The following is a 15,138-nucleotide window of genomic DNA, read 5'->3' as shown; positions in this document are numbered from 1 at the left end:
GAAACGCGGGCCACCGGCCCTTGTCTATTTGACCTGAACAGCCCCGGTTCCGCCCAGCGCGGCGCCCGCAACCGCACCGACTGGACCAGCGACAACTGCGCCCGTCGCTGCGCCTGTCGTGGCGCGGGTGGCGGTGTTGGGACCGCAGCCGGCGACGCTCAAGGCAAGACCGGCGGTGAGGATCATGGCGATCGTCTTCATCTCATATCCTTTCAAATCGTCCGGGTATAACCTTTGGCCGGCCGCACGAGTTTCCCCCTGCCGCTCAGTAAGGCGAATCATTTCCCCGGCGACCCTGCCTCTGCTAGATATGGGGCCATGAACAGTCCGGCCCCCCACATCCAGCCCGGTCCAACGCGGCCTGTGATCCGTCAACTGGACGAATCCGCCGCCAACCGTATCGCGGCGGGCGAAGTGGTCGAGCGGCCGGCCTCGGCTGTGAAGGAACTGGTCGAGAATGCGCTCGACGCCGGGGCCCGCCGGATCGAAGTCACTATCGCCCGCGGCGGCAAGGGGTTGATCCGGGTCAGCGACGATGGCTGCGGCATGGCGCCCGACGATCTTCCGCTGGCGCTGGCGCGTCACGCGACCTCAAAGATCGATGGCAGCGACCTGCTGAATATACGCAGCTTCGGCTTTCGCGGCGAGGCGCTGCCCTCGCTGGGCGCCGTCGGGCGGCTGACCGTGACCACCCGCGCCGAGGGCGAGGCCGGCGCGACCATCACCACCGAGGGCGGCCTGACGGGTCCCGTGCGTCCGGCCGCCGCAAATCGCGGTACGGTCGTCGATCTGCGCGATCTTTTCTTTGCCACCCCCGCGCGGCTCAAGTTCCTGCGCACCGACCGGGCCGAGACGCAGGCCATCGCCGAGGTGATCCGCCGCCTCGCCATGTCCCGGCCCGACATTGCCATCACGCTGCAGGGCGATGACGGCCAGATGCTGTTTCGCGCCGATGCGGAGGATCTGGCGGCCCGCCTGTCGCGGGTTCTGGGCAGTGATTTCATCGACAGCGCGCTGCCGGTCGAGGCCGAGCGTGACGGGGTGGCGCTGACAGGCTGGGCCGCGCTGCCGACCTATTCGCGCGGTGCGGCGGTCGCGCAGCATCTGTTCGTGAACGGCCGCCCTGTGCGCGACAAGCTGCTGACGGGCGCGCTGCGCGCCGGCTATTGGGACGTGATGTCGGCCGGCCGGCACCCCGCGGCCGCACTGTACCTGTCCTGCCCGCCCCAGATGGTTGACGTCAACGTCCACCCCGCCAAGACCGAGGTCCGCTTTCGCGAACCTGATGCGGTGCGCGGGCTGATGGTCTCGACCCTGCGGCGGATGCTGGGAGGCACCGGTCAGAGACGCAACTCCGCTCCGCTCGCCGCCGCGACGCTGGCGGCATTCCGGCCGGAGCCGGAAATGGCCCGCGCGCCCTTGAAAGCTACCGCCCCGCTGGCCCCCGGCTTTGCAGAAGCGCAGGCCCGCATCGAGCCGCAGGCCGATGCGCCGCTCGCCGATCAGCCGCTGGGCGCCGCCCGGGCGCAACTCCACGGCAACTGGATCATCGCCCAGACCGCCGAGGGCATGGTGATCGTCGACCAGCATGCGGCGCATGAACGTCTGGTGTATGAACGGTTGAAGGCCGAGGCCGAGGGGGCCGCCGGTGTGCCGCGCCAGGGTCTGCTGATACCGCAGATCGTTGAACTGCCCACGGATTCCTGCGCCGCACTGTTGGCCGAGGCTGAAAGTTTGGCCGAACTGGGTCTGGTGATCGAGGCATTCGGGCAGGGGGCCGTGGCCATCCGCGAGGTACCCGCGGCCATCCCGCGGCTGGACGGTGCTGCGCTGCTGCGCGATCTGGCTGACGATCTGACCGACGGCAGCGGCGCCGCCCGGATTACTGCCCGACGCGAGGCGGTGCTTTCCTCCATGGCGTGCCACGGCAGCGTGCGCGCCGGACGACGCCTCAGTGGTGACGAGATGAACGCTCTGCTGCGCGAGATGGAGCGCACGCCCCGCGCCGGCCAGTGCAACCACGGTCGCCCGACCTTCGTGACACTGAAGCTGGCGGATATCGAACGCCTGTTCGGCCGTTAAGAGCCTGCCGCGGCGCGCCTGGGCACGCCGCCGGCGATTGTACTCTACTTGCGCGTCACGCGGATCAGCGCCCCGTCATCTGCGTCCGTCAGCAACATCAACGCCCCGTCCGCCGCGACGGCGACGTCGCGCACCCGACCGATGCCTTGCAGATCGCGTGCCTCGCCCGTGACCTTGTCCCCTTCCAGCGCCAGCCGAACGATGCTTTGGCTCACGAGGCCGCCCGCCACGATCTGGCCCTTCCACTCCGGGAACATCGCCCCGTCATAGAAGGTCATGCCGGACGGGCCGATGACCGGGTCCCAGTAGTATACGGGCTGCTCCAGCCCCTCTTGCGACGTGATGCCTTCGCCGATCGGTGCGCCGCTGTAATCGGTGCCATAGGTGATAATCGGCCAGCCGTAGTTCACGCCGGGGCGGATATGGTTCAGCTCGTCCCCACCCTTGGGGCCATGCTCGATGGTCCAAAGCGTGCCGTCGGGCGCCAGCGCGGCGGCTTGCAGGTTACGGTGGCCATAGCTGTAGATCTCGAGGCGACCGTTCTGGATTTGCGGATTGCCGGGCGCGGACTGGCCGTCCGGGGGGATGCGGATGACCTTGCCGAGGTCGGTGGTCACGTCCTGCGCAAGCTGCCGCGGCTCGGGGTTGGAGCGCTCGCCGGTGGTGACGAACAGCATCCCCTCGCGGTCGAACACGAGGCGCGAGCCGAAGTGCTTGTCGGAATCCCAGGCCGGCTGCTGCTGGAAGATGACCTTGGTCTCGCCCAGCGTGGTCATGGCATCATCCAGTATGCCGGTGCCGACGGCGGTGCCGTTCTTGCCGTCTTCGCGCGGCTCGGAAAAGCTGAAAAAGATGCGGCGGCTCTGCGCGAAGTCGGGTGCCAGTGCAACGTCGAGCAGTCCGCCTTGGCCGCGGCTGTCCACCTTTGGCAGGCCTTTGATTGGCGCGGACATCTTGCCGTCGGGACCGATCAGGCGCAGGCGGCCGGGTCTTTCGGTGACCAGCCAGCCCTTTGCGTTCGGCAGTTCCGCCATGCCCCAGGGATGCTCCAGCCCGGCGGTTACGGTCTGGGTTTCCAGGGCGACATCGCTGGCCATGACCGGGGCGCGGGTCTGACCGGGGAAGGCCGGTTGCTGGCCCTTTCCGTTCGGTGGCGCTGCGTTGAAATCCTGCGCGGCGGCGGGGGCGGCCAACGCCAATGCGGCTGCAATGCCAGCAATGATACGGGTCGTCATTCCACGTCCTCCCATTTTTACGTGGGCAGCCGGCTCCGGGGCGCGCGGCGTCCCGGGGTCTAACAAATTATAACCCTCGGGGTGGCCTTGGGACAAGCAGCTAGCTGATCGAGGCCGATGACGGGTTCGTTTGGTGCGCCGCGCGCGCCGGGGCGGCTTCTTCTTCGGCCAGGCCGGTCGATGGGAGGCCGAGGGGGGCAAGCGCTTCCCGTGGAGTCGCCTCGCCACCACCCGCCTGCGGCAGGCGGGCGGGGTTGGTCGAAAAGCCGACCATCACCTGGCCACCTGGCAGGGGCGTGACCTGCCAGCCGAGCAGCCCGTGCGGCCCGAGCATCGCGCCCGAGGCGGGGCGGCGTTCCTTGTCTTGGGTCAAATGCTGAGTCAGGCGGGCGAGGCCTGGACGGGCGCCGGCCCCGCCGCTGGCATCGAGCGCAGCCTCGATCGCGCGCAGCCGCTCGGGCAGGGGCAAGGCGCCCCCGCCCCATAGCCGGCGCCAAGCTTCGTTTTCCAGCACCATCTGTCCATCGGGGGCAAAGACGCCCAGCGCCTCGTCCAGTGCGTCGACGACCATTGCCCCCAGCGTTAACTGCGCGCGAAAGCGCCGGGTCAGCGACATCTCCGAGGTGATATCCTCGAACAGGAAGGCCAGCGCCCCATCCGGATGCGGGCGCCCGGTGACGCGGTAGGTCTGGCCGCCGGGCAGCGACCAAGTCTCGACATGGTGTCCGGAGGCGGCGGCGGCCTCCAGCGTGCTCATCTGCTTGCGCCAGGTACGATAGTCCCGCGGCTCGGGGACCATCCGCGCCTCCCGGAGGCGGTCGAGGAAGGTGTGCAGGCTGGGCCGCGCAGTGAGAAAGCTGATCGAGAGCGTCGTCAATTCGGTCAGCGCCGGGTTGAACAACTGAAGCTTGCGCTGGTTGTCGAAGATCGCGAGGCCGATCGGCAGGTCGGCAAACGTCTTGGTCAGCGTTTGCACGAACTCGCGCAGGTTGCGCTCGGCCTTGACGGCGGCATCGGCGGGCAGGGCAAAGCACAGCGTTTCCCCTCCTGAACTGAGCGCGTGGCAGTCGAACCAGCGTAGGGCCTGCGACGTGCCAGCGGGCCGCAAGCCGCCTTCGAGCTTGGCGCGGTGGGGGGGAGACCGTGCGGCCCCCGGGTGGTCAGCGGCCGCAAGGTCGGCAGCGAGGATGCCCGCCAGTGGCAGATCGAACAGGCGCGGCAGAGGCCATGTCGCGCCGCCGGTGTCGCGGCTGTGCGCCTCGGCCTCGGCCAGGTATGGGGTATTGGCCCAGGTGACTTGGCCGTCTGCCCCCTGTCGCCAGGCCAGCATCGGGGCGTTGTCGATGCCATCGCGCAGCATCGACGCCTCCTCCTCCAGTGCGGATTGCGAGAGCGAATCGACCAGGATCCCGGCTGATTCCGCCATCGGGTCGGCCAGTGTCAGCCGGGTCATGCCGCCACCCAGATCCTCGGCCGTCAGGCGCAGCCGGGCGCTGCCCCGCCCCTGACCGCCGTCGACCTCGATCCGGCCGACGCTCGGAAGCGCCGCAAGGGCGGATAATGTACCAGGCACCCGACCCTCGATCCAGCCGAGCAGGCTGGTGCGGTCGGCGCTGGCGAGGCGGGTCAGCAGGGCGCGCGCCGGCGGGGTGGCGTCCACCAGTTGCTCGCCGCGATACAGAAATGCGGTGGGCGCGATCCGCTGCTCCAGCCGGCGCCCACGCCCCGCATCGCCCGGTTCCAGATAGCGCGAGAGCATCAGGGCCAAAAGCAGCGACAGCGTTGCCGCACCGACTGCTATGATCGACGTCACCCACACTTTCGCACCGCCATCGCGATTCCATCCTGCAACCGCAGGGGTAGTTTCGATCTATTAATAAGCGATTAACGATTCACAAGGCGCGAATGGCTGTGTCAGGCGGTAATTTCCGGGTTATCGCCAAGGGGTCCGCGGATATCGCTTTCGATCCGGGCGCGCGGCCAGGCGACTTCGACCACCGCGCCGGGGCCGCCGTTTCGGAACGTCAGCGTCGCGCCCGAGCGTTCGAGCAGCGTCTTTGCGATGAACAAACCCAACCCCATGCCCTCGTAGCCGGGCCGGTCGTCGTCGGGGCGGCGCGCGCGCAGGAACGGCTCGCCAATCCGGGCCAGCATGGCGGGCGAATAGCCGGGGCCGTCATCCGAGATCGTGACCATGACCCGGCTCGCGTTCCATGCCGCCTCCACGCGCACAGTATGGGCGGCGAAATCGACCGCGTTCTGGACCAGATTGCGCAGCCCGTGGATCACGCCCGGGTCGCGCTTGACCATCGGCTCGGGCGAGGAACCGTCCGCAGACATGCTCTGCACAATCCGGCCGCGGGCGGCGTGGGGGGCGGCAGCCTCCTCGATCAGCGCGCCGAGCGGCGCGTTGTGCAGCATGACGTCGTCCTTGCCGGCCCGTCCCATGCTGCGCAGGATATCGCGGCAGCGGTCGGCGGACTGGCGCAGCAGTGCCAAGTCACCCGCCAACTCCGGGCGATCTTCCAGAATGTCTGAAAGCTCATCCGCAAGCTCTGTGCTGATCAGCTTGATGGTCGCGAGCGGTGTGCCCATCTCATGCGCCGCAGCGGCGACCACCCCGCCCAGGTGCTGCAGCTTCTGCTCGCGCGCGAGGGCCATCTCGGTCGCCGACAGGGCGGTGGCGCGGGCGCGCAACTCGTTCGACACGCGCAGCGCGTAGGCGGCGAAAAAGCAGATGGCGATGACCAGCGCGAACCAGTGCCCGACCTCCAGCAGGTGCGGCATCTTCAGTTCATGGCCGGCGCGGTCCACCAGCGGCAGCGACATGACGGCCGCGAACGAGACCATGGCCGCCGTCGCCAGCCCCAGAAACAGCACGTTGTTGCGATTGAGGGCGGTCGCGGCAATCGTCACGGGCGCCAGGATCAGCAGCGCGAACGGGTTCGACATGCCCCCGGTCAGCACCAGCAGCGCCGCGACCTGCGCCACGTCGAGCGCCAGCTGGGCCGTCACCTGCCAGCCATCCGGCCGCACTCCGCGCCAGGATAGCACGAGGTTCAGCCCCGCCCCGATCGCGATCACGCCAAGGACCATGCCATTCTGGAAATGCAGCCCCAGCGCCACAGCCACGGCGACCGCAACCAACTGGCCAAGAATTGCGACCCAGCGCAGCAGGATCAGCGTGCGCAGGCGGATCGGCTCGTTATGGGGGTGCGGTATCGGGCGGTCGGTTCTGTCCATCTCGCCTTACCCTTGCGTCGCACGTGCGACATGGGCGCGCTTGATACGCCCGCGGCGATCAGCGATCAATGCCCGCGACATCAGCCAGACCAAAAGGACGCGGTCGTGACGAAGAGCCGCCGGATCATCATTGCTGCAACCATCGCCGCGCTCGCGCTGCTGGGGATCGGCGCCTGGGCGCTGGGCCAGCGGGCCGGGGGGGATCGTTTCGCCGGTTGCACCCAGGGCGCGGCGGGCGGCGGCATGGAGAGCTTTGGTGGCCCGTTCACCCTGACCGATGAGAATGGCAAGCGCGTCACCGACCGCGAGGTCTTTACTAAGCCGACGCTGCTTTATTTCGGCTATACGTTTTGCCCCGATGTCTGCCCGATGGATGGCGCGCGCAATGCGCAGGCCGTCGATCTGCTGAAAGAGGCCGGCCATGACGTCGGCACCGTGTTCGTGACGGTCGATCCGAAACGCGACACCCCCGAGGCGCTGCGCGATTTCACTGATGCGCTGCATCCGAACATGCTCGGCCTGACAGGATCGCCCGAGGAAATAGCCGCGGTGAACAAGCAGTGGCGCAACTATTTCAAGGCGCATGACGACGGCGATCCGTATTACCTGGTCGATCACATGACCAATACATTCCTGGTGCTGCCCGACGCGGGCACGGTCGAATTCTTCACCCGCGAAGTCACGCCCGAGGATATGGCCAGCCGCGTCGCCTGTTTCGTGAAAGCCGACCGCAAAATTTGACCACGACGCTCCCGGGTCATAGTGTCGCGCAAAATTCGCGGCGGCACGGGGGTTGCACATGGGCGCGCAGGTTGAACTGGGGCCAGATCAGGACCGCTCGCTGCTGCTGGTCGACGATGACACCGCCTTTGTCGAGCGCCTGGCGCGGGCCATGGAAAAACGCGGTTTTCAAACACGTACCGCGGCCTCCGTTGCGCAGGCACGGGCCGCCGTTGCCGACAGCGCGCCGGCCTTCGCAGTCATTGACCTGCGGCTGGAGGACGGCAGCGGCCTCGATGTGGTCGAGGATCTGCGCACCGCCCGTCCCGACGCGCGAATTGTCGTTCTGACAGGCTATGGTGCAATCGCGACCGCCGTTGCCGCGGTCAAGATGGGCGCCACCGACTATCTGTCCAAGCCCGCAGATGCCAATGATGTGACTGCGGCATTGCTGGCTTCTGGCGAAATGCTCCCGCCGCCCGCGGAAAATCCGATGTCCGCCGACCGTGTACGCTGGGAACACATCCAGCGCGTGTTCGAGCAATGCGATCGGAATGTCAGTGAAACGGCCCGACGCCTGCATATGCACCGTCGCACATTGCAGCGCATTCTGGCCAAACGCGGCCCGCGCTAATCGCAGAACCCTTGCGCAGGCCGTGTAATATGGTTAACGCCGGCTTACATGGAATGCTGACAATAAGAATGGGGGAACGCAAATGATTGATGATTCCAACCTGGAAGACATGTCCCAGGAAGAATTGCGCGCCTTGCGCGCGAAGGTTGATCGTGCCCTTTCCAGCTTTGCCGATCGAAAACGCCGCGAGGCGATGGCCGCCGCTGAGGAGGCCGTTCGTGCCCACGGCTTTTCCAGCCTGGCCGAAGTGACACGTCAACGTCGCGGCTCGCGTGCCACCGGCACCCGCGCGGCGCAGGGTGCGCGCCCGGCGGGTGATGCCCGCTACGCCAACCCCGACGACGCCAGCCAGACGTGGTCGGGCCGTGGGCGTCGGCCGCAGTGGGTGAAAAACAGCCTAGAGGCTGGCAAGGCCTTGGAAGATCTGGCGATCTGAAAGCCCAAGGCTGCAGAATGGAACACCCACCGGCCCGCGCGCCGGTGGGTGTTCTTTTTTGCTCATTGCGTAATGAGTTAGGCGGGCACGCGCGCGCCGGCGCTGGCATATTCCAGGAATGCGGTCAGCACCTGGGCATAGTGCCGGCCCTTCAGTGACAGCCCCGAACGCGCCGTCCAGTCGAACAGCGAGCGGTGGTCGGAGGCATTGTATCCCATCGCCCAGCGATCGAATCGGCGAGTCGCAATGGCGCCGCCGCCTATTTCCGTTACGTCACGATGGCGCGGGTCGGCAGCGATTGCATTCCACAGCGGACCGATGGCCCCGGCTTCACCCTCGAGATGCTGATAGAACATCCCATCCTCGATATGCAGATAGCCCGTGATTCCCCGCAGGCGATTGTTGGCCGCGAATTGGGCCGGTGCACCCGACGCCTCGAACGCATCGCGAGAAAGCAATGCGTGGCTGCGATACAGCACCGAGACGAGTTGACCCGCCGTCGACGCGCGCAGCGTTCCTGCCTGAGTATTCATCTGCCTGTCCCTGCGGGCACTTTGCCCATTCGGACGAAGATACATCCGGCCGGGCCGACATGCTCATCAAATTGCGTGACATTTTCGCAATTTGCCCGCGAGCGGGCGAAATGTCACAGGGTCGCGCGACTTGCCCCGCCGTCGAGCAGGATGTTCTGGCCGACGATAAAGCGCGCCTGTTGCGAGCACAGGAACGCGCATGTGGCGCCGAAATCGGCGGCCTCGCCATAGCTGCCAGTGGGGATGGCGCTCACGCGGCGGGCGCGCGCCTCCTCGGGCGTGATGCCCTGGGATTTAGAGGCATTTTCGTCCAGCTGGACCATCCGGTCGGTCGCATGCATCCCCGGCAGCAGGTTGTTGATGCACACCCCTTGCGGCGCAACCTGGCGCGAGACGCCGGCAACAAAGCCGGTCAGCCCAAGGCGGGCAGTGTTCGACAGGCCAAGCTCCGGGATCGGCGCCTTCACCGATTGCGAGGTGATGTTGACCACCCGGCCCCAGCCGCGCTCCGCCATGCCCGGCACCAGCGCCTGCATCAGCGCCACGGCCGACAGCAGGTTGCCGTCGAAGGCGCGGATAAAGTCGTCGCGGCTCCAGTCGGTCCAGTTGCCGGGGGGCGGGCCGCCGGCGTTGTTCACAAGGATATCGGCCTGCCCGCCGAGGGCGGTCAGCACCTTGTCGCGGCCCTCCTCGGTTGTGATGTCGCCGGCCACAGGCTCGACCATGACGCCAAAGCGGTCGGCGAGGCTGTAGGCGGCTCGGGTCAGGGCATCGCGCCCGCGAGCGTTGATGACCAGATTGACCCCGGCTTCGGCCAGCGCCTCGGCGCAGCCAAGGCCGAGGCCTTTTGACGCGGCACAGACCAGTGCCCGCTTTCCCTTGATCCCCAGATCCATTCCGGCCCCCATGCTCTCGTTGCCCGGCAGATTGCGACGGCGACGGGCGCGGGGCAAGGCGCCGCGACGTCGGCACTTGCACCCTTGGCGCGATCCCATCCACATGCCGCCGAGCCGTCTGCGCGAAGGAAAGCCGCCATGTCCCTGCCTCCGATCCTCAGCCGCCTGCGCCTTCCGGTCGTCGCCGCGCCGATGTTCATCGTATCGGGGCCGGACTTGGTGATCGCCCAGTGCAAGGCCGGGATCGTCGGCAGCTTTCCGGCGCTGAATGCGCGCGAGGCCGCCGGCGAGCCGCCCCGGTTGGAGGCCTGGCTGACCCGGATCGAGGAAGAACTGGACCGCCACAATCAGGCCAATCCCGACAGCCCGGCTGCGCCCTTTGCGGTCAACCAGATCGTTCACAAGACCAATGCCCGCCTGCAGCGCGACATCGAGATCTGCCATCGCCACAAGGTGCCGATCTGGATCACCTCGCTGGGTGCGCGCCCCGAGGTGAACGAGGCCGCGCACGACTGCGGCGGCATCACCCTGCACGACATCATCAACGTGACCTATGCGCGCAAAGCCCTGGAAAAGGGCGCTGACGGGCTGATCGCGGTGGCGGCCGGGGCGGGCGGGCATGCCGGCCCGCAATCGCCCTTTGCGCTGGTGCAGGAAATCCGGGCGTTCTTCGATGGACCGCTGCTGCTGTCGGGCGCCATCGCCACCGGCGGCGCGGTTCTGGCGGCGCAGGCGATGGGGGCCGATCTGGCCTATATCGGCAGCCCCTTCATCGCGACGCCCGAGGCGAACGCGGATCCGGCCTATAAGCAGATGATCTGCGACAGCGGGGCTGAGGATATCGTCACTACCGCCGCGATCACCGGAATCTCCGGTAATTACCTTGCCCCATCCATCCGCAATGCGGGGCTGGACCCGGTGGCGCTGGGGACTGGCGATCCCGCGCAGTTGGACTTCGCCTCGCCCGGCGGCAGCGGCAAGCCCAAGGCTTGGAGCCAGATCTGGGGCTGCGGCATGGGAATTGGCGCTGTCGAGGCGGTGATTCCGGTGGCAGACCGCGTGGCGCAACTTGCCGGCGAATACGCCGCGGCGAAGGCTCGCATCGCCGCTCTCTGAGCCGGCCCTGTCAGGCGCTTGCCCTCGGGCGGCGCTTTCGCCAAGCATGGCGCAGCAGTTGCAAAAGGCGCGCCATGCCCTCGATCCTCATCCTCAACGGCCCGAACCTCAATCTGCTGGGCGCCCGCGAGCCGCAGATCTACGGCGCCGCGACCCTCGCCGACATCGAGAAGATGTGCGCGGAGGCAGCCGCGCGCCTCGGGCTGACGGTCGAATGCCTGCAATCCAACCATGAGGGCGCGCTGATCGACGCGGTCCACGCCGCCCGCGGCAAGCACGACGGGATCGTCATCAACGCCGGCGCCTACACCCATTCCTCGCTCGCCATCGCTGACGCCCTGTCCGCCGTGGGGCTGCCGGTGGCAGAAGTGCATCTGTCCAACATCCACAAGCGCGAAGCGGTGCGGCATCATTCCTTCATCGCCCCGGTGTCGGTCGGCATGATCTGCGGCTTTGGCCCGATCGGCTATGTGCTGGCTCTCGAGGCGCTGACGCAGCATCTAACCCTGTGACATTCGAGCACTTTCGCGATTGACGCTTTCGTGACATCAGCGGCCGACATAGCGGCGGGACCCGGGGGCGAGCCATGCAGATGACCATCGACGAGGCGCTTGCCCAGGGCGGCACCGGCAGGTTCCAGCGGCGGCTGCTGGGCATCTTTGGCCTCGTCTGGGCCGCCGATGCCATGCAGGTGATCGCGGTCGGATTTTCCGCCGCCTCGCTGGCCGCGCATTTCGGGATTTCGGTCCCGCAGGCGCTGCAGACCGGCACGCTGTTCTTTCTGGGCATGTTCCTCGGTGCTACGGGCTTTGGCCGGCTGGCCGACCGCATCGGCCGGCGCAACGTGCTGCTGCTGACGGTCGGGCTGGACGCGATCTTTGGCCTCGCCTCGGTCTTTGCGCATGATTTCACCGCGCTGCTCGCCTTGCGCTTCCTGACCGGCATGGCAGTCGGCGGCACGCTGCCCGTCGATTATGCGCTGATGGCAGAGTTCCTGCCGCCAAAGAACCGCGGGCGCTGGCTGGTCATGCTCGAGGGGTTCTGGGCGCTTGGCACCATCGCCATCGCCCTGACCGCATGGGCGGCATCGCGCGCCGGCACGCCCGAGGCATTCCGCTGGATCTATTTTGCCGCCGCCATTCCCGCGCTGATCGGCGTCGGCCTGCGCCTTTGGGTGCCCGAATCGCCGATGTTCCTGCTGCGCCGGGGCCGCGAAGCCGAGGCGCGCGCGGTCGTCGGCCGGGTGCTGGCGACTAACGAGGCCCCGCCCCTCGCGCCCGAGGTCCGGCTAGTGCTGCCGCGGATCGAGCCGGTGACGGGCGGCCTCTTCAGCCCCGCCCTGCGGGCGCGCACCCTGTCGGTGCTGGCGCTGTGGTTCCTCGTCTCGCTCGCCTACTATGGCGTGTTCACCTGGCTGCCGCCGCGGCTGGCGGGCGAAGGCTTCGGCTTTGTACGTGGCTATGGCTTCCTGGTGATCCTCGCGCTGGCGCAACTGCCGGGCTACGCGCTCGCCGCATGGGGGGTTGAGGCTTGGGGCCGGCGGCCGACGCTGACCGCGTTCCTGATTCTCAGTGCCATCGGTTGCGCAGGCTTTGCCCTCGCGCCCTCGCCGACGGTAATCGCAGTCTCGCTGTTGGTGATGAGCTTTGCCCTGCTCGGCACCTGGGGCGCCCTCTACGCCTTTACGCCCGAGATCTACCCGACCGCGCTGCGCGCCTCGGGGATGGGCACGGCCAGTGCGGCGGCGCGTGCCGCTGGTCTGCTGGCACCCTCCGCGCTCGTGCTGGTGATTGCGCAAGGGTTTGGGGTTGCCGGGGGTCTTTTTGCGGCGTTGCTGCTGGCGGCCGCGGTGATTGCAGCGCTGATGCGGATCGAGACGCGCGGCCGCGCGCTGGGCTGAAGGGTGGCGACGACGGCAATCCTGCTGGGCACCTACAACGGCGCCCGTCACCTGCCGGCGCAGTTGGACAGCATTGCTGCGCAGACCGCGGACTGGCAGCTGATCGCCAGCGACGACGGCTCGACCGACGCGACCGGCACGCTACTGCAGGGGTTTGCGGCCCGTTATCCGGAACGCGTGACTGTTCGGCGCGGGCCGGGGCGGGGGTTTGCCGCCAATTTCCTGTCGATGCTTCCGCTGGTGCCGGCGGGGATGTCGGCCGCATTCTGCGATCAGGACGATGTCTGGTACGCGGACAAGGTGTCCCGCGCGGATGCGGCCTTGGCGGCATCGGCCGGACCAGCCCTCTACGCCGCGCGCACGCGGCTGGTGGATGATGCGCTGGACCCCATTGGCCTCTCGCGCGGGCTGTCGCGCCCACCGGGGTTTGGCAACGCGCTGGTGCAGAACATCGCCAGCGGCAATACCATGGTGCTGAACCCGGCCGGCGTCGCAGCCCTGACCGCGGCACTGGCGGATGGCGGCGCGCCGCCTTTGCATGACTGGTGGGCCTACCAGATGATTACCGGCATCGGCGGGCGGGTCCTGTTCGACCCCGAGCCGGCGATGGATTACCGCCAGCATGGATCGAACCAGATTGGCGCCGGGCGGGGCCCGGTCGCGTTGGCGCGGCGCGGGTTGCGGCTGTTGCGCGGCCAATCGCGCGGGTTGATGGCATCGCAGGCGGCGGCGCTTGCGGCCTCGGCTGCGCGCCTCACGCCAACCCACCGCGCCCAGCTTGCGGCGCTGCAAACCGGCTTGGCCGCCCGCAGCTCACTGGCCACCGCCCGCGCCATGCGCCGGGCTGGCGTCTATCGCCAAGGCTTCAGCGGCGATGCGGTGTTCTGGACGGCGGTGGCCCTCGGCCGGCTTTAGGGGCCGCTTACAAGGGGCTTGCCAGAATCCTGCCGCCCGGCTACGCCGCTGGCACGGAAATCGGGAGACACCGGGCCTCAGCGCCCGGGGCCGAAGGAGCAACCGCCCCGGTAAACTCTCAGGCGAAAAGACCGTTTCCGTGACGGACTCTGGAGAGAAGGCGCGCGCCGCAAGGCCGCGTCCGCCGAAGGGATAACGATCTCAGGCGCAAAGGACAGAGGGGGCATCGGCGGGCGATCGGACCCGCATCGATGACGCCGGCCCGCATGGCGCGCGGCCGGACCGGGAGGCTGGGATGACCGATCAATCCGCGCTGCGGCGCACCCCGCTGTACGACCTGCACGTGGCGCAAGGCGCGCGCATGGTGCCCTTTGCCGGCTGGGAGATGCCGGTCCAGTATCCGCTGGGCGTCATGGGCGAGCATCTGCACACCCGCGCCAAGGCCGGGCTATTCGACGTTTCGCACATGGGCCAGGTGCTGGTGCGGGGCACCCCCGGGGGCGCCCCGGCCAGCGAAATCCTCGAGACACTGGTGCCTGCCGATGTCATCGGGCTGGCCGAGGGACGCCAGCGCTACGGCCTCTTCACCAGCGAGGATGGCGGCGTGCTGGACGATCTGATGATCGCCAACAAGGGCGATCACCTGTTCCTCGTGGTCAATGCCGGCTGCGCCGATCAGGACATCGCCCATCTGCAAACCCTCGATGGCGTCGCGGTCGAGGTCGTCAGCGACCGCGCCCTGTTGGCGCTGCAGGGCCCCGAGGCAGAGGCCGTTCTGGCCCGGCTGGTGCCGGGCGCTGCCGACATGCGCTTCATGGACGTGGCCGAGCTCGATTGGGACGGCGCCACGCTGTGGGTCAGCCGTTCGGGCTATACCGGCGAGGACGGGTTCGAGATTTCGGTCCCCTCGGATCGTGCGGTCGAGTTGGCCGAGGCGCTGCTGGCCGACGAGGCGGTGGCGCTGATCGGCCTTGGCGCGCGCGATTCCTTGCGGCTCGAGGCTGGAATGCCCCTCTACGGGCATGACATGGACCTGAACACCACGCCGGCCGCGGCTGGCCTTGGCTGGTCGATCCCCAAGGCGCGCCGCACCGGCGGGCCGCGGGCAGGCGGTTTTCCCGGAGCGGACAAGGTCCTGGCCGAGATTGCAGAAGGCGCCAAGGCGATCCGCCGCGGACTGCGCCCCGAGGGCCGTGCCCCGATCCGCGAGGGCGTGCCCCTGTTCGCGGCCGAGACCGGCGGCGAGTCCATCGGCACCGTCCAGTCGGGCGGCTTTGGCCCGACCGTCGGCGCGCCCATCGCCAGCGCCATCCTGCCGGCCGACCTGGCCGATGGCACGACCATCTATGCGGAACTGCGCGGCAAGCGCGTTCCGGTTACGATCGCCCCCATGCCTTTCGTCAAACCCTCCTACAAACGCTGAGGTCT

15 protein-coding genes and 1 riboswitch are annotated in these 15,138 nt (G+C 68.0%); of the genes, 9 read left to right on the top strand and 6 right to left on the bottom strand.

Translation table 11 applies throughout. The features are described from left to right. Positions 1-24: 24 nt before the first annotated feature. Positions 25-201, bottom strand: coding sequence for a hypothetical protein (locus tag DRW48_RS16080; RefSeq protein ID WP_199286146.1), 177 nt, complete (start codon positions 199-201; stop codon positions 25-27). A gap of 117 nt (positions 202-318) precedes the next feature. Here DRW48_RS16080 and mutL point away from each other — a divergent pair, with 117 nt between their 5' ends. Continuing rightward, entirely contained in the window at positions 319-2,082 is a 1,764-nt protein-coding gene (gene mutL, locus DRW48_RS03345; RefSeq protein WP_114075174.1) for a DNA mismatch repair endonuclease MutL, read from the top strand. A 44-nt stretch (positions 2,083-2,126) separates the two neighbouring features. Here mutL and DRW48_RS03340 read toward each other — a convergent pair whose 3' ends face one another. From DRW48_RS03340 to DRW48_RS03330, 3 genes are all read right to left on the bottom strand, one after another. Beyond that, positions 2,127-3,317, bottom strand: a complete 1,191-nt coding sequence (locus tag DRW48_RS03340) for a PQQ-dependent sugar dehydrogenase (protein WP_241963360.1) — start codon at positions 3,315-3,317, stop codon at positions 2,127-2,129. A gap of 100 nt (positions 3,318-3,417) precedes the next feature. Then, the gene (locus tag DRW48_RS03335) at positions 3,418-5,130 is read right to left on the bottom strand and encodes a PAS-domain containing protein (RefSeq protein WP_162784665.1); all 1,713 of its coding nucleotides are present in this window, start codon (positions 5,128-5,130) and stop codon (positions 3,418-3,420) included. Positions 5,131-5,231: 101 nt separating this feature from the next. After that, positions 5,232-6,560 carry an ActS/PrrB/RegB family redox-sensitive histidine kinase gene (locus DRW48_RS03330; protein ID WP_114075171.1) on the bottom strand — a complete coding sequence of 443 codons (1,329 nt, stop codon included), beginning with the start codon at positions 6,558-6,560 and terminating at the stop codon, positions 5,232-5,234. Between the two features lie 105 nt (positions 6,561-6,665). On the opposite strand from DRW48_RS03330, the gene DRW48_RS03325 reads away from it, so the two are divergent. The 3 genes from DRW48_RS03325 to DRW48_RS03315 all read left to right on the top strand — a co-directional run bounded on the left by DRW48_RS03325 (position 6,666) and on the right by DRW48_RS03315 (position 8,350). Next, positions 6,666-7,301: an SCO family protein gene (locus tag DRW48_RS03325; RefSeq protein WP_241963359.1), complete on the top strand. Its 636-nt coding sequence runs from the start codon at positions 6,666-6,668 to the stop codon at positions 7,299-7,301. 58 nt (positions 7,302-7,359) lie between these two features. After that, positions 7,360-7,914, top strand: a complete 555-nt coding sequence (locus tag DRW48_RS03320) for an ActR/PrrA/RegA family redox response regulator transcription factor (RefSeq protein ID WP_114075169.1) — start codon at positions 7,360-7,362, stop codon at positions 7,912-7,914. A gap of 82 nt (positions 7,915-7,996) precedes the next feature. Next, on the top strand, positions 7,997-8,350 hold the full coding sequence (locus tag DRW48_RS03315) for an H-NS histone family protein (protein ID WP_114075168.1): 354 nt from the start codon (positions 7,997-7,999) through the stop codon (positions 8,348-8,350). Positions 8,351-8,427: 77 nt separating this feature from the next. Here the strand turns inward: DRW48_RS03315 and DRW48_RS03310 are convergent, their stop codons facing one another. Further along, positions 8,428-8,883, bottom strand: coding sequence for a BLUF domain-containing protein (locus DRW48_RS03310; RefSeq protein WP_162784664.1), 456 nt, complete (start codon positions 8,881-8,883; stop codon positions 8,428-8,430). Positions 8,884-8,996: 113 nt separating this feature from the next. After that, positions 8,997-9,779 (bottom strand): SDR family oxidoreductase, encoded by a 783-nt coding sequence (locus DRW48_RS03305; RefSeq protein WP_114075166.1) that lies wholly within the window; start codon positions 9,777-9,779, stop codon positions 8,997-8,999. 138 nt (positions 9,780-9,917) lie between these two features. Here DRW48_RS03305 and DRW48_RS03300 point away from each other — a divergent pair, with 138 nt between their 5' ends. The 5 genes from DRW48_RS03300 (at position 9,918) to gcvT (ending at position 15,133) form a co-directional block, all read left to right on the top strand. Continuing rightward, the gene (locus tag DRW48_RS03300) at positions 9,918-10,895 is read left to right on the top strand and encodes an NAD(P)H-dependent flavin oxidoreductase (protein ID WP_114075165.1); all 978 of its coding nucleotides are present in this window, start codon (positions 9,918-9,920) and stop codon (positions 10,893-10,895) included. 74 nt (positions 10,896-10,969) lie between these two features. After that, positions 10,970-11,407 carry a type II 3-dehydroquinate dehydratase gene (gene aroQ / locus DRW48_RS03295; RefSeq protein ID WP_114075164.1) on the top strand — a complete coding sequence of 146 codons (438 nt, stop codon included), beginning with the start codon at positions 10,970-10,972 and terminating at the stop codon, positions 11,405-11,407. Between the two features lie 74 nt (positions 11,408-11,481). Then, positions 11,482-12,795, top strand: coding sequence for an MFS transporter (locus DRW48_RS03290; RefSeq protein ID WP_114075163.1), 1,314 nt, complete (start codon positions 11,482-11,484; stop codon positions 12,793-12,795). A 3-nt stretch (positions 12,796-12,798) separates the two neighbouring features. After that, positions 12,799-13,710, top strand: a complete 912-nt coding sequence (locus DRW48_RS03285) for a glycosyltransferase family 2 protein (protein WP_114075162.1) — start codon at positions 12,799-12,801, stop codon at positions 13,708-13,710. A 51-nt stretch (positions 13,711-13,761) separates the two neighbouring features. Next, positions 13,762-13,854, top strand: a riboswitch (glycine riboswitch). Positions 13,855-14,005: 151 nt separating this feature from the next. Continuing rightward, positions 14,006-15,133 (top strand): glycine cleavage system aminomethyltransferase GcvT, encoded by a 1,128-nt coding sequence (gene gcvT / locus DRW48_RS03280; protein WP_114075161.1) that lies wholly within the window; start codon positions 14,006-14,008, stop codon positions 15,131-15,133. The last annotated feature ends 5 nt before the right edge of the window (positions 15,134-15,138 follow it).

Source organism: Paracoccus suum (assembly GCF_003324675.1).
Lineage (GTDB): Bacteria > Pseudomonadota > Alphaproteobacteria > Rhodobacterales > Rhodobacteraceae > Paracoccus > Paracoccus suum.
The sequence above is the reverse complement of the archived record's forward strand: the minus strand, read 5'-3'. Positions and strand labels throughout refer to the sequence as shown.

What these genes read in the sequence shown, in the direction of transcription:
- DRW48_RS03290 (WP_114075163.1), top strand. Translation starts at nt 11,482, where the DNA reads ATGCAGATGACCATCGACGAGGCGCTTGCCCAGGGCGGCACCGGCAGG.
- DRW48_RS03315 (WP_114075168.1), top strand. Translation starts at nt 7,997, where the DNA reads ATGATTGATGATTCCAACCTGGAAGACATGTCCCAGGAAGAATTGCGC.
- gcvT (WP_114075161.1), top strand. Translation starts at nt 14,006, where the DNA reads ATGACCGATCAATCCGCGCTGCGGCGCACCCCGCTGTACGACCTGCAC.
- aroQ (WP_114075164.1), top strand. Translation starts at nt 10,970, where the DNA reads ATGCCCTCGATCCTCATCCTCAACGGCCCGAACCTCAATCTGCTGGGC.
- mutL (WP_114075174.1), top strand. Translation starts at nt 319, where the DNA reads ATGAACAGTCCGGCCCCCCACATCCAGCCCGGTCCAACGCGGCCTGTG.
- DRW48_RS16080 (WP_199286146.1), bottom strand. Translation starts at nt 201, where the DNA reads ATGAAGACGATCGCCATGATCCTCACCGCCGGTCTTGCCTTGAGCGTC.
- DRW48_RS03310 (WP_162784664.1), bottom strand. Translation starts at nt 8,883, where the DNA reads ATGAATACTCAGGCAGGAACGCTGCGCGCGTCGACGGCGGGTCAACTC.
- DRW48_RS03330 (WP_114075171.1), bottom strand. Translation starts at nt 6,560, where the DNA reads ATGGACAGAACCGACCGCCCGATACCGCACCCCCATAACGAGCCGATC.
- DRW48_RS03300 (WP_114075165.1), top strand. Translation starts at nt 9,918, where the DNA reads ATGTCCCTGCCTCCGATCCTCAGCCGCCTGCGCCTTCCGGTCGTCGCC.
- DRW48_RS03320 (WP_114075169.1), top strand. Translation starts at nt 7,360, where the DNA reads ATGGGCGCGCAGGTTGAACTGGGGCCAGATCAGGACCGCTCGCTGCTG.
- DRW48_RS03305 (WP_114075166.1), bottom strand. Translation starts at nt 9,779, where the DNA reads ATGGATCTGGGGATCAAGGGAAAGCGGGCACTGGTCTGTGCCGCGTCA.
- DRW48_RS03340 (WP_241963360.1), bottom strand. Translation starts at nt 3,317, where the DNA reads ATGACGACCCGTATCATTGCTGGCATTGCAGCCGCATTGGCGTTGGCC.